At 70.6% G+C, this 25075-nt stretch carries 23 protein-coding genes and 1 riboswitch; of the genes, 9 read left to right on the top strand and 14 right to left on the bottom strand.

Annotated elements, in window-relative coordinates:
• The 6 genes from FOJ82_RS05455 to FOJ82_RS05430 all read left to right on the top strand — a co-directional run bounded on the left by FOJ82_RS05455 (position 1) and on the right by FOJ82_RS05430 (position 7249).
• Entirely contained in the window at positions 1-2598 is a 2598-nt protein-coding gene (locus FOJ82_RS05455) for an FtsX-like permease family protein (RefSeq protein WP_143937470.1), read from the top strand.
• A 4-nt stretch (positions 2599-2602) separates the two neighbouring features.
• A riboswitch (TPP riboswitch) is annotated at positions 2603-2710 on the top strand.
• 41 nt (positions 2711-2751) lie between these two features.
• Entirely contained in the window at positions 2752-3816 is a 1065-nt protein-coding gene (locus FOJ82_RS05450) for a thiamine ABC transporter substrate-binding protein (protein WP_143937469.1), read from the top strand.
• A gap of 29 nt (positions 3817-3845) precedes the next feature.
• Positions 3846-5465 (top strand): ABC transporter permease, encoded by a 1620-nt coding sequence (locus FOJ82_RS05445; protein WP_246099771.1) that lies wholly within the window; start codon positions 3846-3848, stop codon positions 5463-5465.
• On the top strand, positions 5459-6442 hold the full coding sequence (locus tag FOJ82_RS05440; protein ID WP_143937468.1) for an ABC transporter ATP-binding protein: 984 nt from the start codon (positions 5459-5461) through the stop codon (positions 6440-6442). The genes FOJ82_RS05445 and FOJ82_RS05440 overlap by 7 nt, the downstream gene beginning before the upstream one ends.
• A 103-nt stretch (positions 6443-6545) precedes the next feature.
• Entirely contained in the window at positions 6546-6908 is a 363-nt protein-coding gene (locus FOJ82_RS05435) for a YidH family protein (RefSeq protein WP_246099770.1), read from the top strand.
• 5 nt (positions 6909-6913) lie between these two features.
• Complete coding sequence (locus FOJ82_RS05430; protein ID WP_143937466.1) at positions 6914-7249, top strand: DUF202 domain-containing protein; 336 nt, start codon at positions 6914-6916, stop codon at positions 7247-7249.
• 74 nt (positions 7250-7323) lie between these two features.
• Here FOJ82_RS05430 and FOJ82_RS05425 read toward each other — a convergent pair whose 3' ends face one another.
• Both FOJ82_RS05425 and FOJ82_RS05420 read right to left on the bottom strand, forming a co-directional pair.
• Positions 7324-9822, bottom strand: a complete 2499-nt coding sequence (locus FOJ82_RS05425) for an ATP-dependent Clp protease ATP-binding subunit (RefSeq protein WP_143937465.1) — start codon at positions 9820-9822, stop codon at positions 7324-7326.
• A 114-nt stretch (positions 9823-9936) separates the two neighbouring features.
• Positions 9937-10263, bottom strand: a complete 327-nt coding sequence (locus FOJ82_RS05420) for a histone-like nucleoid-structuring protein Lsr2 (RefSeq protein ID WP_143937464.1) — start codon at positions 10261-10263, stop codon at positions 9937-9939.
• Positions 10264-10377: 114 nt separating this feature from the next.
• Here FOJ82_RS05420 and FOJ82_RS05415 point away from each other — a divergent pair, with 114 nt between their 5' ends.
• Positions 10378-11481: an NADH-quinone oxidoreductase subunit D-related protein gene (locus FOJ82_RS05415; RefSeq protein WP_185975643.1), complete on the top strand. Its 1104-nt coding sequence runs from the start codon at positions 10378-10380 to the stop codon at positions 11479-11481.
• Positions 11482-11509: 28 nt separating this feature from the next.
• Here the strand turns inward: FOJ82_RS05415 and FOJ82_RS05410 are convergent, their stop codons facing one another.
• The 12 genes from FOJ82_RS05410 to dacB form a co-directional block, all read right to left on the bottom strand.
• Positions 11510-12133, bottom strand: a complete 624-nt coding sequence (locus FOJ82_RS05410) for a hypothetical protein (protein ID WP_143937462.1) — start codon at positions 12131-12133, stop codon at positions 11510-11512.
• 50 nt (positions 12134-12183) lie between these two features.
• A complete protein-coding gene (locus FOJ82_RS05405; protein ID WP_143937461.1) occupies positions 12184-12705 on the bottom strand; it encodes a DUF3180 domain-containing protein in 522 nt (173 codons plus the stop codon).
• A gap of 7 nt (positions 12706-12712) precedes the next feature.
• Complete coding sequence (gene folK, locus FOJ82_RS05400; RefSeq protein WP_143937460.1) at positions 12713-13276, bottom strand: 2-amino-4-hydroxy-6-hydroxymethyldihydropteridine diphosphokinase; 564 nt, start codon at positions 13274-13276, stop codon at positions 12713-12715.
• On the bottom strand, positions 13257-13637 hold the full coding sequence (folB, locus tag FOJ82_RS05395; protein ID WP_143937459.1) for a dihydroneopterin aldolase: 381 nt from the start codon (positions 13635-13637) through the stop codon (positions 13257-13259). The genes folK and folB overlap by 20 nt, the downstream gene beginning before the upstream one ends.
• A gap of 43 nt (positions 13638-13680) precedes the next feature.
• Positions 13681-14523, bottom strand: coding sequence for a dihydropteroate synthase (folP, locus tag FOJ82_RS05390; protein WP_143937458.1), 843 nt, complete (start codon positions 14521-14523; stop codon positions 13681-13683).
• A 2-nt stretch (positions 14524-14525) separates the two neighbouring features.
• Positions 14526-15095, bottom strand: coding sequence for a GTP cyclohydrolase I FolE (gene folE, locus FOJ82_RS05385; RefSeq protein WP_143937457.1), 570 nt, complete (start codon positions 15093-15095; stop codon positions 14526-14528).
• Between the two features lies 1 nt (position 15096).
• Positions 15097-17172: an ATP-dependent zinc metalloprotease FtsH gene (ftsH, locus tag FOJ82_RS05380; protein WP_143937456.1), complete on the bottom strand. Its 2076-nt coding sequence runs from the start codon at positions 17170-17172 to the stop codon at positions 15097-15099.
• Between the two features lie 167 nt (positions 17173-17339).
• Complete coding sequence (locus FOJ82_RS05375; protein WP_143937455.1) at positions 17340-19286, bottom strand: DUF5107 domain-containing protein; 1947 nt, start codon at positions 19284-19286, stop codon at positions 17340-17342.
• Between the two features lie 85 nt (positions 19287-19371).
• A complete protein-coding gene (hpt, locus tag FOJ82_RS05370; RefSeq protein ID WP_143937454.1) occupies positions 19372-19923 on the bottom strand; it encodes a hypoxanthine phosphoribosyltransferase in 552 nt (183 codons plus the stop codon).
• 55 nt (positions 19924-19978) lie between these two features.
• Positions 19979-20917, bottom strand: a complete 939-nt coding sequence (tilS, locus tag FOJ82_RS05365; RefSeq protein ID WP_143937453.1) for a tRNA lysidine(34) synthetase TilS — start codon at positions 20915-20917, stop codon at positions 19979-19981.
• Complete coding sequence (locus FOJ82_RS05360; RefSeq protein ID WP_143937452.1) at positions 20904-21893, bottom strand: zinc-dependent metalloprotease; 990 nt, start codon at positions 21891-21893, stop codon at positions 20904-20906. Before FOJ82_RS05360 ends, tilS begins: the two co-directional genes overlap by 14 nt.
• Positions 21881-23308: a D-alanyl-D-alanine carboxypeptidase/D-alanyl-D-alanine endopeptidase gene (gene dacB, locus FOJ82_RS05355; RefSeq protein ID WP_143937451.1), complete on the bottom strand. Its 1428-nt coding sequence runs from the start codon at positions 23306-23308 to the stop codon at positions 21881-21883. The genes FOJ82_RS05360 and dacB overlap by 13 nt, the downstream gene beginning before the upstream one ends.
• A 100-nt stretch (positions 23309-23408) precedes the next feature.
• Here dacB and FOJ82_RS05350 point away from each other — a divergent pair, with 100 nt between their 5' ends.
• Together FOJ82_RS05350 and FOJ82_RS05345 are read left to right on the top strand one after the other, a co-directional pair.
• Entirely contained in the window at positions 23409-23948 is a 540-nt protein-coding gene (locus FOJ82_RS05350) for an inorganic diphosphatase (protein WP_281279933.1), read from the top strand.
• 36 nt (positions 23949-23984) lie between these two features.
• Positions 23985-24989 carry a TRM11 family SAM-dependent methyltransferase gene (locus FOJ82_RS05345; protein WP_143937450.1) on the top strand — a complete coding sequence of 335 codons (1005 nt, stop codon included), beginning with the start codon at positions 23985-23987 and terminating at the stop codon, positions 24987-24989.
• Positions 24990-25075: the final 86 nt, after the last annotated feature.

Here is a 25075-nt window from a genome sequence, read left to right as displayed (position 1 = left end):
ATGTGGAAAGCCAGCCTCCACACTCTCGGCAACCGCGTCTGGCAGATGCTGCTGTGCCTGTGCGCGATCATCATCTCGGTGGCCGCGGTCAGTGCGGCCATCTCCCTCAACGCGCTGGTGCGGACCACCACCGAGGGCGTCGTCGCCGCCACCGCGGCCGACATCACCGTGGTCCCGGCCGGCTCGCTGATCGCCGTCGACGCCGTCTCCGCACCGCCGCCGCTCTCGGCCGACACCGTCGCCAACGTCTCCGAGATCCCGGGGGTCGCCCGGGCCCGCGGCCAGATCCGCGGTGACGTGCTGTTCCCCATCACCAGCGACGGCGAACTCCTCAAGCCACAGCTGGCCCCCACCATCACCGGGAGCTTCCTGCCCACCGACGACGACGGCGGCGCCCACATGGCGATCAGCGATGGCCGCGCCCCGGAGGGCGAGGACGAGGTGGTCCTGGACCGCCCCACGCTGGAGCGCAGCGGCTACGAGCTCGGGGACACGGTCACGTTCGCGCGCACCGGGCCCGCGCCGTCGATCGAGGCGACGGTCGTGGGAGTGGTCGCGCTCGAGGGGGACCGACCCGCCGGAGCCAGCTACGCCCTCTTCAGCGAGGCCGCCGCCCGCACCCACTTCCAGGCCGGCAGGGAGGGCTTCAACAGCATCTGGGTGGACGTCGCCGACGACGCCGAGGTCGACGTCGAGGTCATGGTCGCCGAGATGCGTGAGCTCATCGCCTCCGAGTACCAGATCGTCGACGGCGCCCAGGTGGCCTCGGCGACCCAGTTCCAGCTCTACCCGCGGCTGACCGTGGCGCAGGTGGGCCTGTGGGTCGCCGGACTGCTCACGCTCGGCATCGCGGCCGCCCTCATCAGCTCCACCACCGCCCATCTCGTGGCGCGCCGACGGGGCGAGGCCGCGTTCCTGCGCAGGCTCGGCGCCTCCCCGGGGAGGGTGGCGCTGCCCATCCTGGCCGAGGCCCTGCTGCTCGGACTGGCCGGCTCGGCCATCGGCATGCCCATCGGGCAGGCGCTCGCCGCCGAGCTCAACGACCTCGGGCGCCAGCACGGCCTCTCCCTGGGCACCGTCATCCCGGCCCTGTCGTCCACCGAGGCCTGGCTGTGCGTCGGCATCGGCGTCGTGATCACCGTCCTGGCAGGACACCGGCACGCCACCGCCGTCTCCTTCACCCAGGCCCTGCCGCCCCGGCCCCTGATCCCCCGCCCCCGGCTGCACTTCAGCGACGCCGCCTGGACCAGCGTCGGCCTCGTCGCCGTCGGGGTGGGCCTGCTCGCCGTGGGCACCATCGTGCCCGGCATGCCGCTGCCGTGGGCGTGGGCCCTGCTGGGCGCCGGCGTGGTCCTGGTGGGCACGGCAATCGCCACCCCCGTGCTGGGAGCACCCCTCGTGCGGCTCGTCGGCCTCCTCGGAAGGCCTGCGCTGCGCGACGTGAGCACCATCGCCGCCCGCAACGTCACCCGGCACCCCGTGCGGTTCGCCAAGGCCACTGCGGCCCTCGTCCTGGGTGTGGGTCTCGTGGCCACCTTCGCGGTCCTGGGTGCCTCGGGGAGGGCCTCGGCGCACCACGACCTCCCTGAGAACGTCCACGGGGACCTGTTCGTCACCTCGTCGGCCGACGACGGTGGGTTCAACCGCCAGGTCGCCGAGCTGGCCGCAGCCCTGCCCGGCGTCGAGCGGGTAGCCTCCTACGGCGTCCAGACGGCCCTGCACGGCGGGGACCCGCTGCGCGTCCTGGTGGCGGCTCCGGGAACGCTGGAGTCGGTGGTCAACTACGAGGTCACCGACGGCCGCGACGTCGACGCCAACGACGAGATCATGATCTCGGCGGACCACGCTGCCGCTAGCGGCCTCGAACGCGGCAACGCCTTCAACGTCGTGGTCAACCAGCAGCGGGTGGAGGTCCGCGTCGTCGGGATCTTCCAGGCCGCCCGCGGCGTGGAGTTGCCGCCCGTCATCTCCGCCCGCGGCACGTTCACCGACCGGGGGGTCACCGACGTCGACGACTTCGTCGCCCTCGAGCTGGCCCGCGCGGCCGACGTCGGCGCCGTCCGCACCGCCCTGGTCGACATCGCCGGCACCGACCCGCTGCTGCGGGTCCAGGACATCGACGAGTTGGCAGACTCCCGAGGCGCCGCCCTCGCCGCCGCCGCCGACACCGTCGACTCGCTGCTCACACTCCTCACCTGGATCGCGATCATCGGCATCACCGGCACGCTGCTGATCGCCGTCCAGGAGCGCAAGCCCGAGTTCCGCGCGCTGCGGCTGGTGGGCATGGACCGGATCCAGGTCAGCGCGATGGTGGCCCTAGAGGCCGTCCTGATGGGAACCGTCGGCGGCCTGGTCGGGACCGCGGCCGGCGCCATCGCCGGCTGGGGGCTGCAGCGCGGCCTCGCAACGATGGGCTACCCCTTCCTGGAGATCCCTTGGGGCGGCCTGTGGGGCCTGGTGGGGCTGGGGGTGCTGGTGGGCCTCGCCTCGGCCGTGCTGCCGCTGCTGGCGGCACTGCGCCTGCAGGGCCCCTACCGGATCCTGCACCGCGGGTCCGCGGCACAGAGCGTGGCCGAGTCCCCCGCCAACGCGGTGTAGGCTGGCAGGCACACAGGGGAGCGCAACCAGTGCGCTGAGAGTGCGGATGGAACCGCAGACCCTCAAACCTGATCCGGCTAGCACCGGCGTAGGGAGTGAGCACACATCTCCTCGGTCGTGCGCGGCCGAGCCCGGAGGACCAGGAGGAGACTCATGTCTTTCGCACGCAGGACCACCGCCTCGACCACCGCGCTGCTCGCGCTGGCAGCGCTCGCGGCCTGCTCCGGCAACCCGGCCGACCCCAGTCAGGACCCCGGCGAGGGCGGGGCCGCCGGCAACGAGTTGACGGTCGTGACGCATGACTCGTTCGCACTGCCCGACGAACTCAAGGCGCAGTTCGAGGAGACCACCGGCTACGACGTCACCTACGTGGCGCCCGGTGACGGCGGGGCGCTGGTGAACCAATTGATCCTCACCAAGGACTCCCCGCTGGGCGACGTCGTGTTCGGCGTGGACAACACCTTCGCCGGCCGCGCCGTCGAGGAGGGCGTGTTCGCGCCCTACGAGTCGCCGGCACTGCCGGAGTCGGCGGCGCAGTACGCCATCGAGTCCCTGACGCCTGTCGACATGGGCGATGTCTGCATCAACGCCGACACCCAGTGGTTCGAGGAGGCCGGGATCGAGGTGCCGGCCACCCTCGACGACCTCACCGACCCCGCCCACAAGGACCTGCTGGTGGTTTCGCACCCCGCCTCGTCCTCGCCGGGGCTGGCGTTCCTCGCCGCCACCGTGGGCGCCGAGGGCGACGCCTGGCCGGAGTACTGGGACGCGCTCGTGGCCAACGGCGTGAAGGTGGTCTCCGGTTGGAGCGACGCCTATTACACGGAGTTCTCCGGCGCCGACGGCGAGGGCCCCTACCCGCTCGTGCTGTCCTACGCCACCTCCCCCGCGTTCACCCTCACCGAGGACGGCAGCGCCTCCACCACCGAGGCCCTGCTCGAGACCTGCTTCCGACAGGTCGAGTACGCGGGCGTGATCGAGGGCGCCGAGAACGAACCGGGCGCGCGCGAGTTCATCGACTTCCTGCTCTCGCCCGAGGTGCAGGCCTCGATCCCGGAGAACATGTACATGTACCCGGTGGACGACGAGGTGGAGCTGCCGGCCGACTGGGCCTCGTTCGCCCCGCTGTCCTCGGACCCCATCGACGTCCCGGCCGACGAGATCGCGGCCAACCGCGACCAGTGGATCGCCGACTGGACCGCCCGGGTGATCGGCTGACCTTGCGACTGTGGCGGTTGGCGTGGGTGGTGGCCGGGGTCATCCCGGCCGCCTTCCTCGCCGTCTTCTTCTTCTGGCCTGCGGGCGCACTGGTGCTGAAGGGCTTCGTCGTCGACGGCGTGCCCACCCTGGAGGGCTTCCAGCGCGTCTTCAGCGCCCCACGCACCTGGCGCATCCTCGGGTTCACCCTGGGCATGGCGGGGCTCGCGACGGTCGTGTGCGTGCTGCTGGGCATCCCCGGCGCGCACCTGCTGTACCGGCGCCGGTTCCCCGGCCGCGCCGTCGTCCGTGCCCTGGTGGTGGTGCCGTTCGTGCTGCCGACGGTGGTGGTGGGGGTCGCGTTCGGCTCCCTGTTCGACACGGGCGGCCCGTTCGGCCCCCTCGGACTCGACGACCACTGGATCGCCATCCTGCTCGCCATGGTGTTCTTCAACTACTCGGTGATCGTGCGCACGGTGGGCACGATGTGGCGGCGGCTGGACCCGCGCCTCGCTGAGGCCGCCCACACCCTCGGGGCCTCGCCACTGCGGGGCTTCCTGACCGTCGTGTTGCCCGCCCTCGGCCCGGCGATCGCCGCCGGCGCGTCCCTGACGTTCCTGTTCTGCGCCTCCTCCTTCGGGATCGTGATGGTGCTGGGCGGGGTCAGGTACTCGACCATCGAGACCGAGATCTGGTTCCAGACCACCCAGCTGCTGGACCTGCCCGCAGCCGCCGCGCTGTCCATCACCCAGCTGCTGGTCGTGACGCTGCTGCTGGTTGCCACCAACGCCCTGCAGCGCCGCACGACACACGCCAGGCGCCTGCACACCGACGACACGGGCGTCTCCGCCGCCACCTGGCGCCGGGACTGGGCCACCGTCGTCGTGACCGCGACGGTGGTGCTGGTGCTGCTGCTCACGCCACTGGTGAATCTCGCCGTGCGGTCCCTGAGGCGCGACGGCGGCTGGAGCCTGCACAACTACGCGGCCCTTCTCACCGCCGAGAACCCTGCCCTGTCGGTGCCCGTCTCGCGGGCAGTGTGGAACTCGCTGTGGATCGCGCTGGTGGCGGCCACCGTCGCGCTCGCGCTCGGCGTGCTGGTCTCCCTGGTGGCCTCGCGCCGCCCCGCCTCACAGCGGGGGCGGCGGGCATTGTGGGCCGTCGAGGGCCTGTTCCTGCTGCCGCTGGGGGTGTCGGCGGTGACCGTCGGCTTCGGGTACCTGATCACCCTCAACCGGCCGCCGCTCGACCTGCGCTCCAGCCTCGCGCTGATCCCCATCGCGCAGGCGCTGGTCGCACTCCCGCTGGTGGTGCGCAGCCTCCTGCCGTCGCTGCACGCCATCGACTCGCGGCAGCTGGAGGCGGCCCGCACCCTGGGCGCCAACCACTGGCGGGTGCTGGCAACCATCGAACTCCCCCAACTGGCCAAGGGCCTCGGGCTGGCCGCCGGGTTCGCGTTCGCAACGTCGCTGGGCGAGTTCGGGGCCACCTCGTTCCTGTCCCGGCCCGACGACCCCACCCTGCCCGTGGTCATCTTCCGGCTCTTCGGCCGCCCGGGCGCCGACAACTACGGCATGGCGCTGGCCGCAGCCACCCTGCTGGCAGTATTGACCGCAGTCGTGATGGCCGCCGCCGAGGGCCGTCGCCCGAAGGGAGTCGCCACGTGGTAGCAGGACTGGAGGCCCGCGACGTCGTGGTCCGGTACAAGGACGTCACCGCCGTCGACGGCGTCAGCCTCCACCTGCAGCCCGGCCACGTGCTGGCGCTGCTCGGCCCGTCCGGGTCCGGCAAGTCCACCCTGCTGCGGGCCATCGCGGGGTTGGCGAAGCTGGATGCCGGCAGCATCCACTGGAACGGTGAGGACCTCTCGGCCGTCAAGGTGCACAAGCGCAACTTCGGTTTCGTGTTCCAGGACGGCCAGCTGTTCCCCAACCTGAACGTGGGCCGCAACGTCGCCTACGGACTGGGCAAGTGGCAGGGCTCGAGGCAGGACCGGGTGGCCGAGATGCTCGAGTTGGTGGGCCTCGCGGGCTACGAGAAGCGCAAGACCACCGAACTCTCCGGCGGCGAGGCGCAGCGAATCGCCCTCGCGCGCTCGCTCGCGCCGTCGCCCCGGGCGCTGCTGCTCGACGAGCCGCTCTCCGCCCTGGACACCGGGCTGCGGCGACACCTCGCCGGCGAGGTCTCCCGGATCCTGCGCGAGGTGGGCACCACCGCGATCTACGTCACCCACGACCAGGAGGAGTCCTCCATGGTGGGCGACACCGTCGGCGTGATCGTCGACGGACGGCTGCTGCAGCGGGCCGAGCCCGACGAACTGTGGCGGCAACCCGCGTCGGTGGCGGTGGCCCGGTTCCTCGGCAACAAGGCCTTCCTCACGGCCGACGACGCGCGAGCGCTCGGCTGGAGCGGCAGCCTCCCGGCGGGCCACGTACTCGGCGTCGGTCCCCGCAGCCTCGAGCTGCACCCCGACGGCGTGCCCGTGCAGGTCCTCGACGAGGGCTTCGACCTGGGGCACGTCGAGATCGGCGTCGAGCTGCCCAACGGCCAGCGGGCGGTGGTGCGCTCCGAGGAACGCGCCGGCGCCGAGACCGTGCGCGTGCGGCTGGTCGGCGGTGCCGTCACTCCCGCGGACGCGCCGACCTGAGCCCCCTGGCGCTGCCGGGGGCGCCGCTTTCCGTCGGCCCCGGCGGATGTGCGAGAGTTGTGGCGGCGCCGGAGGGCGGCCGTCTACGACGGAGGAGTGGTCAGTGGCAAGACAGCGGTTCCCACAGTCGGTGTACTCGCACGGCGAGGAGCCCGACGCGCGGTTCACCCTCGCCAACGAGCGCACGTTCCTGGCGTGGATCCGCACGGCGCTGGCCCTGATGGCCGGTGGCGTCGCGCTCGAGGCGCTGGGGCTGGGCCTGCAGCCGGACCTGCAGCTGGCGGCCTCGGTGGTGCTGATGCTGACCGGGATCCTGGCCCCGGTCCAGGCCTGGTTCGGCTGGGCCCGCAACGAGCGGGCACTACGCAACAACACGCCCCTGCCGAACCCGATGCTCGCCCTGCCCGTGGTGGTGGCCGTCGCCGTCGCCGGCGGCCTGGTGATGCTGGGCCTGGTCCTGCGCTGAACGCCATGTCCCAGCAACCGTTCGACCCGGGGCTCCAACCGGAGCGGGTGGCGCTCTCATGGCAACGCACCGCCCTGGCGCTCGCCGTCGGATCCGTCATCTACGCCCGCATCATTTCCCCCACCGTGGGCCTGTGGGCGCTGGCCCCGACCGCTGCCGGTATCGCGCTCGCCGTGGTCATGGGGCTGCGGGCGCATCGCCGCTACCAGCACCACCACCGCACGCTGACCAGCCAGCGCGGCAGCCTGGCCGACGGCTTCCTGATGTTCTTCATCTCCGCATCCGTGGTGGCCGCCGGGATCTTCGCGTTCGTGCTCGCCATGGTGGGCCACTTCGCCTGAGCCGGCCCAGCACGACGCGACGGCGGCGCGCCCCTGGTGGGACGCGCCGCCGTCTTCGACTACTGCGTTTGGCCTCAGCCCTGGTCGGTCGCCGCCGGGGCCAGCTGGTCCACCTCGCCCTTCGCGACGCCGGTGAACTTGAACGGCAGCTCGGAGCCCTCCTCCGCCACGTCCACCAGGACGATCTGGCCGCCGGTGAGTTCCCCGAACAGGATCTTCTCGGCGAGGATGTCCTCGATGTCGCGCTGGATGGCGCGACGCAGCGGACGGGCACCGAGGACCGGGTCGAAGCCACGCTTGGCGATGAGCGTCTTCGCGGCAGGGGTGAGCTCGATGCCCATGTCCTTGTCGCTGAGGCGCTCCTCGACCTGCGCGACCATGAGGTCCACGATCCGCTCGATGTCGGCCTGCGTGAGCTGGTGGAAGACCACCACCTCGTCCACGCGGTTCAGGAACTCCGGACGGAAGTGCTGCTTGAGCTCGTCGGAGACCTTGGCCTTCATCTTCTCGTAGCTGCTCTCGGCGTCCCCGGCCTGCGAGAAGCCCAGGTTGACACCCTTGCTGATGTCGCGGGATCCGAGGTTGGTGGTCATCACGATCACCGTGTTCTTGAAGTCCACGACCCGGCCCTGCGCGTCGGTGAGGCGACCCTCGTCGAGGATCTGCAGCAGCGAGTTGAAGATGTCGGGGTGGGCCTTCTCGATCTCGTCGAACAACACCACCGAGAACGGCTTGCGGCGCACCTTCTCAGTGAGCTGTCCACCCTCCTCGTAGCCGACGTAGCCCGGAGGCGAACCGAACATCCGGGACGCGGTGTGCTTCTCGGAGTACTCGGACATGTCCAGCGTGATGAGGGCGTCCTCGTCACCGAACAGGAACTCGGTGAGTGCCTTGGTGAGCTCGGTCTTGCCGACGCCCGAGGGGCCGGCGAAGATGAACGAGCCGGAAGGTCGCTTCGGGTCCTTCAGGCCGGCGCGGGTGCGTCGGATGGAACGGGAGAGCGCCTTGACGGCATCCTCCTGGCCGATGTAGCGCTTGCCCAGCTCGGCCTCCATGCGCAGCAGCCTCGCGGACTCCTCCTCCGTGAGCTTGAACACGGGGATGCCGGTGGTGCCGGAGAGCACGACTGCGATCTCCTCCTCGCCGACGACGGCGGGGATGTCGGAGTCGCCCTGCTTCCAGGCCTCCTCCTTCTCCGCCCGCTGCGCCTGCAGCCGCTGGACCTCGTCGCGCAGCTTCGCCGCCTTCTCGAAGTCCTGGGCGTCGATCGCGGCGTCCTTCTCGACCTTGATCTTGGCGATCTGCTCGTCGAACTCGCGCAGGTCCGGCGGAGCCGTCATGCGCTGGATGCGCAGGCGGGCACCGGCCTCGTCGATCAGGTCGATCGCCTTGTCCGGCAGGAACCGGTCCTGGATGTAGCGGTCCGCCATCGTCGCCGCGGCCGAGAGGGCCTCGTCGGTGATGGTGATGCGGTGGTGCGCCTCGTAGCGGTCCCGCAGGCCCTTGAGGATGTCGACGGTCATGCTGACCGACGGCTCAGCCACCTGGATCGGCTGGAAGCGGCGCTCCAGCGCGGCGTCCTTCTCGATGTGCTTGCGGTACTCGTCGAGGGTGGTGGCACCGATGGTCTGCAGTTCACCGCGGGCGAGCATCGGCTTGAGGATCGACGCGGCGTCGATGGCGCCCTCGGCCGCGCCGGCCCCGACGAGGGTGTGGATCTCGTCGATGAACAGCATGATGTCGCCGCGGGACTTGATCTCCTTGAGGACCTTCTTCAGGCGCTCCTCGAAGTCACCGCGGTAGCGGGACCCTGCCACGAGCGCGCCGAGGTCCAGCGTGTAGATCTGCTTGTCGCGCAGCGTCTCCGGGACGTCGCCGCGGACGATGGCCTGGGCCAGCCCCTCGACGACGGCGGTCTTGCCGACGCCGGGCTCGCCGATCAGCACCGGGTTGTTCTTGGTGCGTCGGCTGAGCACGGTCATGACGCGCTCGATCTCCTTGGTGCGGCCGATGACCGGGTCCAGCCGGTTCTCGCGGGCGGCGAGCGTCAGGTTGCGGCCGAACTGGTCCAGCACCTGTGACGACGACTTCTCCGGTCCGACCTCGGGGGCGCCCGACAGGGACGCCTCCTTCCCCTGGTAGCCCGAGAGCAGCTGGATGACGGTGGTGCGCACGCGGTTGAGGTCCGCGCCGAGCTTGAGCAGCGCCTGGGCCGCCACACCCTCACCCTCGCGGATGAGGCCGAGCAGGATGTGCTCGGTGCCGATGTAGCTGTGGTTCATCTGCAGCGCCTCGCGCAGCGACAGCTCCAGCACGCGCTTCGCACGGGGGGTGAAGGGGATGTGACCGGTGGGGACCTGTTGTCCCTGCCCGATGATCTCCTCCACCTGTTCCCGTACCGCCTCCAGTGAGATCCCGAGGGACTCCAGAGCCTTGGCAGCGACACCCTCACCCTCGTGGATGAGACCCAGAAGGATGTGCTCGGTGCCGATGTAGTTGTGGTTCAGCAGCTTCGCCTCGTCCTGGGCGAGCACGATCACGCGCCTGGCGCGGTCGGTAAACCGTTCGAACATGAATTCTTCCCTCCCGCCGGGGCTACGCGCGTGCTGGCGATCCCCGACTCGTCCAGCTTAACCAACGACCGGAGTTGTCCAAGGGTTCCGGGGTTCACCGTCCGCGAACCGGGCTCAGTGTGCGGCTTCGTACTGTTCGAGGATCTCGTTGGGGACGCGCCCGCGGTCCGGCACCGCGATGCCCTGCTCCTTGGCCCAGGCGCGCACCTCGGCGGCCTTGCTCCGGCCGCTGGCGGTGCGCTTCGCCCTGCCGCCGGCCGCCCGTGCCGAGGACACCTTGGTGGCTTTCTCGACGAACGGCGCGAGCGCCTTCTCGAGCTTGGCGGCATTGTCCTTGTTCAGGTCGATCTCGTAGGTGGTGCCGTCGAGGCCGAACTGCACGGTCCGGTCCGCGTCGGAGCCGTCGATGTCGTCAATCAGAATTACTTGTACCTTGCGCATGAACGCTCCTTCATTGTTGCTCGTCACACCATGATCTCCAGCGTCGGGGCTCGACCGGTCATGTGCGATCATGGATACCTTACTTCGTCCGGGTTTCATTTCGAAGGAAATGGTGTGACCGATTTTCAAGTGGCCATCGGCGGCATTCCCCTGCCCGGTAGATATCACATCTCACTGGGTGAGCGCCACCCGAGCCATGTGGGTGCCATTGCCGCCGATTTCCGCACCTCCGGAGACGTCATCACCGAAGTCAGTATTCAACCGGGATATCTGCACCGGGCGGCTGAGAAACTCTTCGAGGTCCGTGACTACCGTTCACTCATCATGCTCGCCGACCGGCACGACTGGATGGCGAGCTTCTCCGGTGAACTCGTGACCACGCTGGCAGTGGAGTCAGCGATGCGCCTGACCCCACCCCCGCGGGCCACCCGCCTGCGCACACTGCTCGCTGAATACGCAAGGCTGCATTCCCACCTCTCCTACCTCTCCTACGTCGCCGAGGAGGAATTCGTGTCCTCGCTGTGGGCAACGGTGGACGATTTACGCAACGGACTTCTGCATTGGAGCGGGAACCGAGTTCACCCCATGCTGTGCCGCGTCGGCGGATTGTCCACCGACGTTCCAGAGGGCTGGCTGAATTCCCTTGGGACGCTGCTCGGGCGGGTGTCCACGTTGGCGGGGCAACTGCGTGGATCGCTGGAGAACACCTCAGAGCGCTTCCGCGGCCTGGCCGTCGTGAATCCAACTATCTGTCACGAATATGGACTTTCGGGTCCCGTGGCTCGCTCCTGTGGCCTGGACCTCGACCTTCGGAGATCGGGCCTGCTCGACTACGGCAGCTGTTTCGAACCCGCACCCGTGCGAACCGCCGGCGACGCCCACGCCCGACTCGCCCTGTTGGTGGACGAGCTGGACACCAGCTGCGCCATGGTCTCGCGCCTCGCCGAGGGCGTCCCGGAGGGCCCGGTGGCCACCAAGTTGTCCCGCCGCCTGAAGGTGCCCGAGGGCGAGCACTTCAGCGAGGTCGAGGCACCCTGGGGCACCGCAGGCGTCCTGCTGGTCTCTCGCGGCGGGCCGACGCCCTGGCGGCTGGCGCTGCGGACGCCCACCTTCGCCAACGTCTCGGCGCTGGAGCGCCTGCTGGTGGGTGCCCGCACCGACCAGGTCGCCGACGTGGTCGCCTCCATGGGCTACGCCATCGGGGACCTGGACAAGTAGCGCTCGCCAAAACCGCAGCGCGGTCGGATCAGCCGACTTCGCTGCGGATCTCGGGCAGTCCGTCGAGCTGGAGTTTCGCGAGGTCAACCATGGTGGGGTGCTCGTCCTCGCCCCAGATGTCCTCGGCACTCGGGTGCAGGGCCGCGGCCGAGCCGCGACGGGGCAGCATGACGAGCTTCTCGCTGTGCTCCGCCTCCAGCTCCGCAATGCGGGTGGTGAGGGCGTCGATGCGGGCCTGGCGCTCGGCCACCTCGGCGCGCAGCCAAACGGCGTTGCCGCGCATGCTGCTGAGCTCGGCGTTCGCGGCGCCCAGCTGGCGGCGCAGGTTCGCGATGACCGCCTTGAGGTTGTCGGTGCGGGCACCGAAGCGCTCGATCATCGCGACGGAGTCAGCGTGGTGCTTCTCGGAGAGGGCGACGCGCGCGGCCAGCTGCTCCTTGATCTCCTCAGCATGCTCGACACGCTCTCGCTCGAGCTGCTTGCGAGCCACCGCCACGGCCGCGAAGGCCATGGCGATCGCGAGGAGGACTCCGGCGCGGACCACCCACACGCCGCCCAGGAGGGAAGCGAGGGAGACCACGGTGCCGACGATGAGGATCGTCAGTGCGATCCGACGTTCTTGGGAAGGGGTTGCTACGTGTCGACCAGCCATGCGCACAGGATATCCCGGGGATGCCACAACTGCGGGAGCCGCGCCGTCGATCACTCCGCGTGTCGCCCGGCCTGGCCCTGGCCCTCCCCCGGGTCCTCGTCCTCGTCCTCGTCGTCCGGGGTCACGCACGCCTTCTCCAGCAGGTGCCCGGCGCCGGTGAACAGGATGGCGGTGACGAGGGTCACGGATCCGAGGAGGACCCGCTGGGCGGGCTGGGCGGCGTCGAGCTGGCCGATCCAGCGGCCCACGTAGACGGCGTGCATGCCCGCCAGGACGGCGCCGGCCATGATCGCGGACTTCGCGATGGCCAGGGCGCGTACCGCCTCGACGCCGGAGACCGAGCGCTCGGCGACCCTCCGGGAGAGGCCACGGGAGTAGATCCACGCGGCCACCGCCATCACGACGAGGATCGCGGGGACGGTCCAAGGGACGACGGGCGGGAACCCCTCGAGGAGGTCGTAGATGCTCAGCAGGAACGCGGCCAGGAGCGCACCGGAGAGGGCCGCCACCAGCACCTGCCTGAAGGTCGTCAGCCCCAGCTTCGGCCGGGGCGGCTCCGGGTGCTCTGCCAAGGGGTGCTCAGAACCCGGTGGGCGCGGAGATCATGATGTCGTCGCGACGACGCACCCCGCTGACGTCCACGTCCTCGACGAGCTCGGCGATCCGGCCGTGACCCGCGATCTCGCCGTCGGGGTCGATGTCCAGCCACGGGACCAGCACGAAGGCCCGCTCGTGGGCGCGCGGGTGGGGCAGCTCGATCTCGGCCTCGCTGATGCGCTTGCCCACCATGATGATGTCGATGTCCAGCGTGCGCGGGCCGTTGGGCACCTCGCGCACTCGGCCGAAGTTCTCCTCGATGGCCAGTGCCCGGTCCAGCAGGGTCAGGGGCTCGAGCGTCGACTCGGCGACCACGACGAGGTTCAGGAAGTCCGGCTGCGGGGGCCCGTCGCCCTCGAGCTTCGTCTCGTACACCGGCGAGACGTCCACCAGGATCAGGTCCGGGGTCTCGGCGAGGTACTCGACCGCCTCCGCGAGGATGGACGCCGACTCGCCCTGGTTCGAACCGAGGCTGAAGACGACCTTCGAGATCGGTCGCAGGTTGCCGAGGGTGTCAACGTCGATGTCAAAGGGGCCGTTGGACATTCTTGCTCCTGGTGATGGTGACGGACAGGTCAGTGAAGGCTTGCCGGACCGGTGCCTGGGGCTTGTGGACGGTTACGGTCACCGTCTCCACCCGGTCGTCGTGCTCGAGGCAGCCCGCGGCGATCCGGCCGGCCACCGTCTCGATGAGGTTCTGGGGTTCACCACTCAGCACAGCCTCGACAAGTCCAGCGATCTCCGCGTAGTTGACGGTGTCCGCCAGGTCGTCGGAGTCGGTCTCGAGCTGCAGCCCCAACTCGACATCTGCGACGAAGGTCTGGCCGTCACGTCGTTCCTCGGGGAAAACCCCGTGGAATCCCGTTGCTGAAATCCCTGTCAATGTGATGCTGTCCAAGCTGCTCACCCCCAATTCTCTTCTGCGACGGGTGTGACTCTACCCCAACCCATCAGGCGGTCACCGGGCCGGGTTGAGGTCCGACCCCGCCGCTCCGGGCAAGGCGCGCAGCCCGCAGCCGCTGGCCGACACGGATCGCGTCGAGCTGGCTGGGGACCTCGTGGGTCCGCACGGCCCACACGTCGGCGAGTGCACACCAGGTGCTGATGGCAGCGGTGGCGGCGTCCCGGCCGAGTGGTTCACGGCCGCCGAGCAGCTCCCCGAGGAACCGTTTGCGGGAGACGCCGACGAGGATGCGGTGGCCCAGCGCCTCGAAGCGTTCCAGACCTGCGAGCAGGTCCCAGTTCTGGTCCCAGGTCTTGGAGAACCCGACGCCGGGGTCCAACACGATGCGCTCGCCGGGGATCCCCGCGCGCAGCGCCGCGTCGCGCCGCACCACCAGCTCAGCCACGACGTCGGCCAGGACGTCGTCGTAGGCGGTGTCGGACTGCATGGTCTCGGAGTGGGACCGCCAGTGCATCAGGACGTAATCGACTCCGGAGGAGGCGACGACGTCGAGCATGTCGGCATCGGCGAGTCCGCCGGAGACGTCGTTGATCACTGCCGCACCAGCTGCGATGGCCGCCTCGGCGACCCGGGCGCGCATGGTGTCCACCGAGACGGTGATCCCGCGGCCCGCCAGCTCGCGGACGACCGGAACGACGCGGGCCAACTCGTCCTCGGCATCGACGCGCTGCGCTCCGGGGCGGGTGGACTCACCGCCGACGTCGACGATTTCCGCACCCTGGGAGGCGAGTTCCAGCCCGTGCGCCACGGCCGCGTCGGTGTCGACGTAGCGACCGCCGTCGGAGAAGGAGTCGGTGGTGACGTTCACCACTCCCATGACCAGCGTCATGGTCACCGCCGCCCGGTGATCAGCCCCATGGCCTCGGCGCGGGTGGCGGGGTCCCGGAGCTGGCCGCGCACTGCACTGGTCACGGTCTTGCTGCCGGGCTTGCGGGCACCGCGCATGGTCATGCACATGTGCTCCGCCTCGATGACGACGATCACACCCCGGGCCTCGATGTGCTCGACGAGGGCGTCGGCGATCTGGGTGGTGAGCCGCTCCTGCACCTGGGGCCGCCTGGAGTACACGTCCACGAGGCGCGCCAGCTTGGACAGGCCGGTGACGCGGCCGTCGGAGCTGGGGATGTAGCCGACGTGGGCGACGCCGACGAACGGGAGCAGGTGGTGCTCGCAGGTGCTGGTGACCTCGATGTCCTTGACGAGCACGAGCTCGTCGTGGGCGATGTCGAAGGTGGTGCCCAGGTACGTCTCGGGGTCCTGCGAGAGCCCGGCGAAGAGCTCCTCGTAGGCGCGCGCGACGCGGGCCGGGGTCTGCTGGAGCCCCTCACGGTCCGGGTCCTCCCCGACGGCGATCAGGATCTCCCGCACGGCGGCCTCGATGCGGGCCTGGTCGACGGCCATGTCAGCGGCCCGACCCGGGGTTGGGCCACTGCGGAGGCTCCCAGGTGTCCGGTCCCGGCGTGGGCGGCTGCTCCCCGCCCGGCCGGACGGGGGGTTGCGGGTCCACGGGCCCCGGGGTCGGCGGCTGGGGGTGCGGGTGCGGGTCCGCCGGCGGGCCGATCACGTTCGGCCGACTCGGCGACGGCGGCACCTCGACGGGCGGGATGTCCGACGGCACGCGCAACTCTGAGCCGGTCCAGGCGGGGCGCTTCTCGCGGCGCCTGAGCGGCTTGAACACCTCGGCCACCTCGGCCTTGTTCAGGGTCTCCTTGGCGAACAGTTGGCGCACCAACTCGTCGAGGACGTCACGGTTCTCCTCGAGGACGTCGAACGCCTCCTGGTGGGCGGCGTGGATGAGCGACGCCACCTCCTCGTCGACGATCGCGGCGCTGTGCTCGGAGAAGTCCTTGCTGGGCTGGGAGCCGCGCATCCCCATGAAGGGCTCGGAGTCGCCGCCGCCGAGCTGGATGGCGCCGATGCGCTCGCTCATGCCGTACTGCATCACCATCGCCCGGGCCACCTTGGTGGCCTTCTCGATGTCGTTGGAGGCACCGGTGGTGGGGTCGTGGAAGATGAGCTCCTCGGCGGCGCGGCCGCCCATCATGTAGGCCATCTGGTCCAGCAACTCGCCGCGGGTCTGGGAGTACTTGTCCTGGTCCGGCATCACCATCGTGTAGCCGAGCGCACGGCCGCGCGGCAGGATGGTGACCTTCTGGACCGGGTCGTTGCCGGGCATCGCCGCCGCCACCAGGGCGTGTCCGCCCTCGTGGTAGGCGGTGATGAGTCGCTCGCGGTCGTTCATCAGCCTGGTGCGCTTCTGCGGGCCGGCGATGACGCGATCGATGGCCTCGTCGAGCTGGGCCTGCCCGATCGCGTCGAGGTTCATGCGGGCCGCCAGGAGAGCGGCCTCGTTCAGGACGTTGGCCAGGTCTGCGCCGGAGAAGCCGGGTGTGCGGCGCGCGATGGAGTGCAGGTCCACGTCGGCGGTCAGGGGCTTGCCCTTGGAGTGGACGCCGAGGATGTGGGCGCGGCCGTCGAGGTCGGGCGCCTCCACCGAGATCTGGCGGTCGAATCGGCCGGGACGCAGCAGCGCCGGGTCCAGGACGTCGGGTCGGTTGGTGGCCGCGATCAGGATGACGCCGCCGCGCACGTCGAACCCGTCCATCTCCACGAGGAGCTGGTTCAGGGTCTGCTCGCGCTCGTCGTGTCCGCCGCCCATGCCGGCGCCGCGGTGGCGGCCGACGGCGTCGATCTCGTCGATGAAGACGATGGCGGGTGCGGCCTCCTTGGCCTGTTCGAACAGGTCGCGGACGCGGGAGGCGCCGACGCCGACGAACATCTCGACGAAGTCCGAGCCGGAGATGGAGAAGAACGGGACGCCCGCCTCGCCCGCGACGGCGCGGGCCAGGAGGGTCTTGCCGGTCCCGGGCGGGCCGTAGAGCAGCACACCCTTGGGGATCTTGGCGCCGAGCTTCTGGAACTTGGCGGGCTCGGCGAGGAACTCCTTGATCTCCTGGAGCTCCTCCACGGCCTCGTCGACGCCCGCGACGTCGGCGAAGGTGGACTTCGGGGTGTCCTTGCTGGCCAGCTTTGCCTTCGACTTGCCGAAGGAGAGGGGGCCGCCCGAGCCGCCGCTGGACATCATCCGGATCACGAAGAAGAAACCGATCGCCAGCAGCAGGAAAGGCAGGCCGGTGTAGAGCAGCGTCGACAGGAACCCGGGGCTCGGGTTCTGCGCCACCCAGGACTCGAGCGTGCCCGACTGCTGCCGCTCGTTCAGGATGGAGACGATGTCGTCGACCTGGTTGCCGACCCAGGCCGTCTCGACCTTCTCCCCGGCGGCCGTGGTCACGCGGACCAGCTGCTCGCCGTCGACGAGGATGACTTCCTTGAGCTTGGTGTCACCCTCGAGCAGGGCGAGCACCTCGGAGGTGGGCTTCGTCTGGTACCCCACGAGCGAGGACACGAGCTGGCTGCCGAGTGTGAAGACCAGGATGATGATGATGATCCAGGTCAACCACCCGAACGGGCTCTTCATGAGTTTCTGCAACGAACAACGCCGATCTGGAAAACAATGGTGGGCAAGGGAAGGTTACCAGCGCCGACGAACGCGACGAAGGAGCTTGTTCGTCGGAACAGACAAATCGTGCTGGCGGAGGGAGCCCGTCGCCCTTGCGGGGGTCAGGGGGCGGCAGCCCCTGTGATCTAGAACATCCGGAAGTCCAGGTGCTCGGGCAGCGGGTCCAGCGTCCCTGCCGCCGTGGTGTAGCTGCGCCACAGGTCTTCGAGCTCGTTGCTGGTCTCCCGCAGGTTCGGCAGCACGAGCTCGTCGATGACTGCGCGGGCCGAGACCAGTCGACCCTCCGCCACCAGCGCGTTCGCCAGCGCCAGCTGCACCCGGGGCAGCTGCTGCCGCTCGGGTGGGAGCCGGTCGATGACGCGCAGCACCAGGCTCGGCACGGAGCGCGCGCGGGTGAGGTAGTCGATCAGGAGGTTGTCGTCCTCCGGACGCGCCTCCCAGGCCCGTTCGGCGTAGTCGAACGAGTCCCAGCCATCCTCCGTCACGGCGGCCAGGCAGTGCAGGGCCGCGGCGTTGGGCTCGGCGGCCACCGAGGCCTCCCAGTGCGCGACGGCGCTGCTGGGTTCGCCGTCGGCCCAGGCGCAGTAGCCGAGCAGGAGCTCCTTCAGCCAGCCGTCGGAGGCCCGCTCGACGTGGCCCAGCCACTCTGGACCGACCTGCGGCGAGCCGGCCAGCAGCGGCTCCGGTTCGGCCCCGCCTGCAACGGCCACCCACGCGGCCTGCTCCGGGTCCAGCTCGGCACAGAACGGCACCGCCGGGTCCGCCGGCAGGTGACCGGCCTCGACCTCGACGCGACCCCAGCCGTCGGCGTTGCGCCACACCTCGGGTGCGATGTCGGCGGCCGCGTCGAAGACCTCGCGGGCCCGCTCCAGGCCGCGCTCGGGCAGCTGGGCCGCGACGGCGCGGACCTCCGCCTCGTAGTCCTCGGGGCGCTCGCCGGTGACGGCGCCGAACGCCTCCACCCAACTGACGCGCTGCCCGGGCTCCAGCGCGATGTGCTCCTTCTGGGTGCGGGCGTAGCCGGACTGGAGCTCGAGGTAGCGGCCCTCGCCGTTCAGCCAGGACTGCCACCGGTGCCCGCCCCTGGTGTTGCCCCACACGAACTGCTTCTTGCCGCGCAGCTCGGAGGTGGACGCGAGCAGGGTTCCGGGGCCCTCGTCGTCGCGGATGGCGACCCACGGCGTGGCGGCGGGTTCGCCCCCAGCGCGGGCGGTGTCGAAGAAGTAGTCAGCGGCGCGGGGCGCCTTGAGCGGGGCGCTGGAGTCGACGTCGCGGCCGGTGTCGGGGTGGCCGATGCGAATCAGCCGGTCCTCGTAGTCGTTGTGGAACGAGCTGGTGGCCTCGGTGAGCACGCGCGCGCCGTCGGCCAGCGGGACGGCGGCGTTGGACCACCAGTAGAAGGGGACGGCATAGGAGTGGTGGTTCGCGATCCGCGCGCTGGTGTACAGGTGCCGGGAGCCGGCGGGCAGCCATGCCTCGAGCCGCCAGACGAGGCTGGTCAGGCGTTCGAAGGCCCACATCCGCAGGATCTGCTGCCCGTCCACCTCGACGATCCCCGCCCCGACCGGCGAGGCCGTCAGTCCCCAGTGCCCGGTGATGCCGAGGTTCCACTCGATGCCCCCGGCGAACCAGGCGTCGCGCAGTGCGAGGTTCCCGAACCAGATCGCGTCCGGCTGGAACAGCAGGTCGCGGCCCGAGGCCAGGTCCACGAGGCTCCAGAGCCTGCCGCCGAGCTCGGGCAGGAACGTCGCGCGCAGGTGCTCGTTGGCGAGTTCGACCGTGTCGAACGCGCGCTCGGTCACCGTGCGGCCATAGCGGTCCTGGGCGCGGTACGGGAGCATGCACGTCGGCCGCTCGACGAGGCGCCGCCCGGGCTGCTCCCCGAGGAGCTCGCGGTCGGCGTCGGTGATGGAGGTCTCGTGCTGCAACCGCAGGAGGGGCAGCCCTTCCGGGCCCACGTCCGCGGCCGGGATCGTGACCGTCCTGCGTGTGATCGTCGCGCCCGTGGGTGCCTCGGGTGCGGGGCGCGGATCGGCGGAGGGTCGCAGCGCGTCGCGGGAGTTGGTGCTCATGCGTGGAACGCTACCGCTTGCGAGACCGGAAACGGCAATTTATTGAGGCTCGGACAAAATACGGGCAGGCCCGCTGATCGGAGCGTCAGGAGTAGACGTGCGGGGAGAGGATCGCCAGGTCACGCAGGTTGCGGTAGCGGCCGTCGTAGTCCAGCCCGAAGCCCACCACGAACTTGTTCGGGATGTCGTAGCCGACGTACTTGACGTCGACCTCCATCCGCGACGCCTCGGGCTTGCGGAACATGGTCATGATCTCGAGGCTCGCCGGGTTGCGGGAGGCGAGGTTGCTCATGAGGTAGCTGAGCGTGAGGCCGGTGTCGATGATGTCCTCGACCACGATGACGTGGCGACCGTCCAGGTCGCTGCTGAGGTCCTTCAGGATCCGAACCACTCCGCTTGACTGAGTGCCGGAACCGTAGGAGGACACGGCCATCCAGTCCATCTGGACGTGGTTCTTCATCGCCCGCTGCAGGTCCGCGACCACCATGACGGCGCCGTTGAGGACGCCGACCAGCAGCACCTCCCGCCCGGCGTAGTCCTCGTCGATCTGGGCGGCCACCTCGGCGATCCGCTCCGCGATCTGGTCCGAGGTGTAGAGAACTTCGGACAGGTCATCTCTCACATCTGCAGCGTCCACCCCCACAGACTAGCGCCCGTCGGAGCTCGCTGGGACACCCGGGCGGAGCGGGCGCTCAGACCCGGGTCACGTGCAGCGTGCCGTCGGAGCGGTGCACCCGCGCGCCGGGCAGGTCGACCGGCCCCTGGCCCTTCCACGACGTGACCAGCGCGTCCACGGCCTGCAGGTGCACCATGCCCAACGGTTCGACGCCGTGGGCGGCCAGCCAGTCGCGGACGACCCGCAGCCGGATGGCGTCGGGCAGGTCCGCCACGTCGGCCCGCAGGTCGCGCCCGTCGAGCGCCTTCGCCCCGACGCCGAGCGCGAGCCCGTCCAGGTAGTCGGCGTCGATGCGCGCCAGGGCGGCGGAGCGCGCGAGTGCCGGTGCGACGTCGCGACCAAGCGCTTCGCCCAGGGCTCCGACGTGGTTGCGCACGCGCACTCGGGCGAAGCGGTCGTCGGTGTTGTGCGGGTCGGACCAGTGCTCGATCCCCCACTCCCGGCACGCCAGGTGCGTCGTGGCACGCCGGATCGTGAGCAGGGGGCGCAGGAACGGGGGCCGGACCTGCGCCATGCCGGCCAGCGAGCGGACGCCGGAGCCCCGCAGCAGTCCCAGCAGCACGGACTCGGCCTGGTCGTCGAGGGTGTGGCCCAGCAGCACGGGCACCCCGTCAGCCGCGAGGGCATCGAGGCGGGCGTCGCGGGCGGCGGACTCGAGGCCCTCGCCGGCGGCGAGGTCGACGGCCACGCGGCGCACCTCGGCGTGCACGCCCCGGTCGTCCAACCGGCGCACCACTGCGGCCGCCACGTCGGCGGAGCCGGCCTGGAGCCCGTGGTCGACCACGACGCAGCGCACCACCGTCCCCGACCGGGCGGCCGCCCACTGGGCGCCGAGCGCCAGCGCCAGGGAGTCGGCACCACCGGAAACGCCGACGACCACCTCGCCGGCGGGCAGCAGCGCCGCCACCGCCTGCGCCACCTCGAGGGCCGCGGGCCCGAGTTCACGCCTTGCCATGGACCCTCCGCAGGTACTCGGCCGGGTCCGCGATCTCCGCGGCCGTGGGCAGGTTCTCGGGCGCCTCGAAGGCTCTGGCCAGGCCGCGGCGCCCCACCCGTCCGGCCACCTTGCGGCAGAACGCCAGCCCGTCGCGGTACTGGGCGGTCTTGTCGACGGCGGGCATGAGCTTCGCCAGCCGGGACGGCCCGGCGTCGCGGGCGAAGGCCTTGCGCAGCTGGGCCACGGTGGGCACGTTGCGCCGGCCGACCGCGTCGGAGACGAAGTCGGCGTGGCCCTCGACGAGCGTCATGGCGGCCGACATCTCGTCCAGCGCACTGTGCCCCTCGGGGCTCGCGACGGCCGAGGCGGCACCGCGGCCGGCGGTCAGGTTCCGCAGGGCACCGGAGGCGGACAGGTCGTCGGTGGCGATCGCGACGAAGCGCTCGCGCAGGTACTCCCCCAACCACGGGGCGGCGCTGAACTGGACGGCGTGGGTCTGTTCGTGGATCGCCACCCACAGGTGGAAGTCCTTCGGGACGAGGCGCCTGGCGCGCTGCATGGCGACGATGTTGGGCGCGATCAGGTACAGCGTGGGCTCGGGCGAGAAGGCGTCGTACTGGCCCAGCAACTGGCGGCCGACGAACCCCATCGCCACCCCCGAGAGGCTGCCGTACCCAAGACCGACGAGACGCTTGCGGAGCCCTTCGCTGCGGGTCCGCATCGGCAGAGTTCCGATCACGGCGTCGGCCATCACCGTCATGCCGTGCGCCCAGCCGTCGCGGTCGGTGACCGCCACCCTCGGGGCGGGTTCGCCGTCGAGGCCGCTGAATCGAACGGCCAGTTCGCCGCCGCGGCGGGCGGCCACCCGCAGCGACCCGACGCTCTGGTGCGCCTCCGGGCGGGTGGCGTCGGGCAGGTCGGCCAGGAGCCGTCCGGCGAGCTTCTTCGCGAGGGACCAGTCGACGTGGGGGCGCAGTTGCATCAGCAACCGCATCCCGTGAGCGTGCCGACGGAGCGGTCGGTCCAGATCCGCGCGGCCCAACCGTCGGCGGACCCGTTGGTCATGAACGCGTAGGCAACCACCCGGCCGTCGGCGGTGACGGTGGTCCCGGCCAGAGTCGCCACGCGGGTGAGCGAGCCCGTCTTGGCCCTCGCGACCCCGCGTGCGGGGCTGGAGACCGGGTCGTCGAAGCGACCGGAGAGGGTGCCGGTCACGCCTGCTACCGGCAGGCCGTCCAGGACGACCGTGAGTCGGGGCTCGGTGGCCACGTGGCGCATCGTGGCGGCCAGCATCGCGGCGGGGACGGCGTTGCTGCGGGACAGGCCGGAGGCGTCGTGGATCACCGCAGCATCGTCCCAGAGGCCCAGCCCAGCCAGTTCCTCCTCGATGGCCGCGACGGCGCCCGCGAACGTCGCAGGGTGCCCCGTCCGCAGCGCCAGCTGCATGCCGAGCACCTCGGTGAAGGAGTTGTTCGACCGGAGCATGGCCTGCTCCGCGAGGACGTGGACCGGGAGCGATTCCACCCGCGCGATCTCCTCGCCTTCGGCAAGGGCGGCCACGGGCGCGCCGGTGACGGTGATGCCCTCGGCAGTCAGCTGGGCGGCGAAGGTCTGTGCCGCCAGCTCGGCCGGGGTGTTGCTGCGCACCCGGTTGGCCTGCCGACCCTCGTCGGCCCAGAGTGCGGTGATGCGGGTGACCTGGTCGGCGTAGTTGCCCGGCCAGGTCCGGTTCCACTCCTCCTCGAAGAGGGAGGCGTCGTAGCCGACGGCGACCGACGACTGGCCGGCGGCGCTGAGCGCCTCGGCGGCGGCGGCCGCGAGCTCCTCGAGGGAGGCGGGGCGCGGGTAGGTGCCGGGCTCGACCGGGACGCTGGTGAGCAGCGGGTCGCCACCGCCGACGAGCACGATCCGGCCGGGTTCGGGCTGGACGACGGTGGTGGCGAAGGTGTCCTCGTCCTCGAAGGCGTTGATGACCGCCGCGACCGTCAACAGCTTCGTGTTGGAGGCAGGGATGAGGGGCTGGTCCGCGTTGCGGGCGGCGAGCACCTCCCCCGTCTCGACGTCCAGCACCTCCAGCCCGAGCAGCAGTCCCTCCTCGGCGCCGGCGGCCAGGGCGGTGGTGTCGAGCGCGGCGAGCCTGGCCTCCAGCACCTCCCGTGACGGCTCCGTCCCGGGCTCCGCAACGGCCGCCGGGCCCACGAGGCCGGTGCCTATCGGCGGCTCCACCTGCTCGACCGGCGGCGGCTCGAAGAGGGTCGGGGGGACGGTGGTCGGGGCGCCCGTGGTCTCCGCCCCGAGGGCCACCATGGCCGGGCGCAGGAACACGGCGCCGACGAACCCCAGCGCCAGCAGCACCCCCAGGACGATCCAGACGGCGAGCCACTGCAGGGCCCTGCCCGATGACCTCATTCATGCTCCAGACGCGGTATTGTGCAACACATCCACCCGCACCGGCGGGTTGCCCTCAATCATAGGAGCGCGTTCAGTGAGCGAAGACGTCGTCGAGAACATCGAGGTTCTGCCTGCGGACCGACGGGTGCTGTTCGATGTCACCGTGGAGATCCCCAAGGGAACCAAGAACAAGTACGAGATGGACCACAACACGGGTCGTATCCGGCTGGACCGCACGCTGTTCACGTCGACGCAGTACCCGTACGACTACGGGTTCATCGAGGGCACGCTGGGCCAGGACGGGGACCCCCTCGACGCCATGGTGATCGGCGCCGAGCCCACCTTCCCGGGTTGCCTGATCGAGTGCTACGCCGTCGCCATGTTCCGCATGACCGACGAGATGGGCGGCGACGACAAGGTGCTGTGCGTTGCCACCGCCGACACGCGCCGTCACGCCGTGCAGGACCTGGACACCGTCCCCGAGCACATGCTGCTGGAGATCGAGCACTTCTTCTCCGTCTACAAGGACCTCGAGCCCGGCAAGTCCGTCGAGGGCGCCACGTGGACCGGCAAGGTCGACGCCGAGGACGAGATCAAGGCCTCCTTCGACCGCGCGAAGGGCACTCCCTTCGAGCACCACCACGTCAACCTGGCCTGACACCGCGGCCCCCCGCGGGTCTGCGACACTTGTCCAATGCCCGAGTACCTGCTGCTGCGCTCCCCCTCCGCCAACCGTGTCTACGCCGGTGAGGCGGCGACGCTGAGCGTCGCCGAACTCGAGCTGACCGCACCGTTCACCGCCGGGGCCTCCGACCAGGAGCTCGCAGGGGTCGGCTACCTCGCCTTCAGCGCACCCGGACTCGACGACGCCGCGTCGGCCACCATCGCCTCGCAGTCCACCGCGTTCGCGCTGTTCGAGCGCTCCGGTGACCTGCTGCGGCCGGTCGCCCTGCCCGCCGTGGATGCGCTCGACGACGACCTCGTCACCATCCCCAAGTACCAGGGCAAGACCAACGAGCAGTTCACGCGGCTGTTGCTGAACGTGACGCTGGCCGCCGTCACCCGGGAGGCCACCGGACCCCGGCAGGTGCTGGACCCGATGGCCGGCCGCGGCACCACCTTGTCCACCGCCCTGCTCGCCGGCCACGACGCCTTCGGCGTGGAGGCGGACACGAAGGCGTTCGAGCAGATGGCCGCGTTCTACAGCACCTGGCTGCGCCGCAAGCGGATCAAGCACAAGACCAGGACCACGCCCGTGCGCCGCGACGGCAAGTCCATCGGCAAGCGGTTCGACGCCACCATCACCACCGCCCTTGGCGAGCGACAGCTCACCTCCTTCACCGGCGACACCCGGGCGGCCGCGGACCTGTTCGGGAAGAAGAAGTTCGACGCCGTCGTCGTCGACGCCCCCTACGGCGTGGTGCACGGCTCGCACACCGACGTCGTCGGCCACTCCGGGCGCAGGGACCGCACCCCCGCCGGCCTGCTGAAGGAGGCCGTACCCGTCTGGGCCGGCCAGCTGGTGCACGGCGGCGCGCTGGGGCTCTCCTGGAACACGCTCGGCATGCCGCGCGAGGACCTCGCCTCGGTCATGGAGGCGGCCGGCCTCGTGGTCAACGAGGGCGGGGCCTGGGATCGCTTCGCGCACCGCGTGGACTCCTCGATCCGGCGCGACCTGATGGTCGCCACCAAGCCCTGATCCGGCCTTCCCTTTCCGTTCCGCTGATTCTGCTACCGGGAACGGTTTTTGGCACGTTTCAAAGTTGGCCCGGATTCGGTTCCCGG

Origin of the sequence: Tessaracoccus rhinocerotis (assembly GCF_007197885.1) — a bacterium.
Classification (GTDB): domain Bacteria; phylum Actinomycetota; class Actinomycetes; order Propionibacteriales; family Propionibacteriaceae; genus Arachnia; species Arachnia rhinocerotis.
Note: the sequence above shows the minus strand (reverse complement) of the source record. Positions and strands in the feature narration are given on the sequence as shown.

Excerpts from the sequence above, each read along its gene's own strand:
- FOJ82_RS05375 (WP_143937455.1), bottom strand. The coding sequence starts at position 19,286 with ATGAGCACCAACTCCCGCGACGCGCTGCGACCCTCCGCCGATCCGCGC.
- FOJ82_RS05425 (WP_143937465.1), bottom strand. The coding sequence starts at position 9,822 with ATGTTCGAACGGTTTACCGACCGCGCCAGGCGCGTGATCGTGCTCGCC.
- folP (WP_143937458.1), bottom strand. The coding sequence starts at position 14,523 with ATGACGCTGGTCATGGGAGTGGTGAACGTCACCACCGACTCCTTCTCC.
- FOJ82_RS05420 (WP_143937464.1), bottom strand. The coding sequence starts at position 10,263 with ATGCGCAAGGTACAAGTAATTCTGATTGACGACATCGACGGCTCCGAC.
- FOJ82_RS05455 (WP_143937470.1), top strand. The coding sequence starts at position 1 with ATGTGGAAAGCCAGCCTCCACACTCTCGGCAACCGCGTCTGGCAGATG.
- FOJ82_RS05345 (WP_143937450.1), top strand. The coding sequence starts at position 23,985 with ATGCCCGAGTACCTGCTGCTGCGCTCCCCCTCCGCCAACCGTGTCTAC.
- FOJ82_RS05430 (WP_143937466.1), top strand. The coding sequence starts at position 6,914 with ATGTCCCAGCAACCGTTCGACCCGGGGCTCCAACCGGAGCGGGTGGCG.
- FOJ82_RS05450 (WP_143937469.1), top strand. The coding sequence starts at position 2,752 with ATGTCTTTCGCACGCAGGACCACCGCCTCGACCACCGCGCTGCTCGCG.
- folK (WP_143937460.1), bottom strand. The coding sequence starts at position 13,276 with ATGTCCAACGGCCCCTTTGACATCGACGTTGACACCCTCGGCAACCTG.
- FOJ82_RS05410 (WP_143937462.1), bottom strand. The coding sequence starts at position 12,133 with ATGGCTGGTCGACACGTAGCAACCCCTTCCCAAGAACGTCGGATCGCA.
- folE (WP_143937457.1), bottom strand. The coding sequence starts at position 15,095 with ATGGCCGTCGACCAGGCCCGCATCGAGGCCGCCGTGCGGGAGATCCTG.
- FOJ82_RS05360 (WP_143937452.1), bottom strand. The coding sequence starts at position 21,893 with ATGCGGTTGCTGATGCAACTGCGCCCCCACGTCGACTGGTCCCTCGCG.
- dacB (WP_143937451.1), bottom strand. The coding sequence starts at position 23,308 with ATGAGGTCATCGGGCAGGGCCCTGCAGTGGCTCGCCGTCTGGATCGTC.
- ftsH (WP_143937456.1), bottom strand. The coding sequence starts at position 17,172 with ATGAAGAGCCCGTTCGGGTGGTTGACCTGGATCATCATCATCATCCTG.
- tilS (WP_143937453.1), bottom strand. The coding sequence starts at position 20,917 with ATGGCAAGGCGTGAACTCGGGCCCGCGGCCCTCGAGGTGGCGCAGGCG.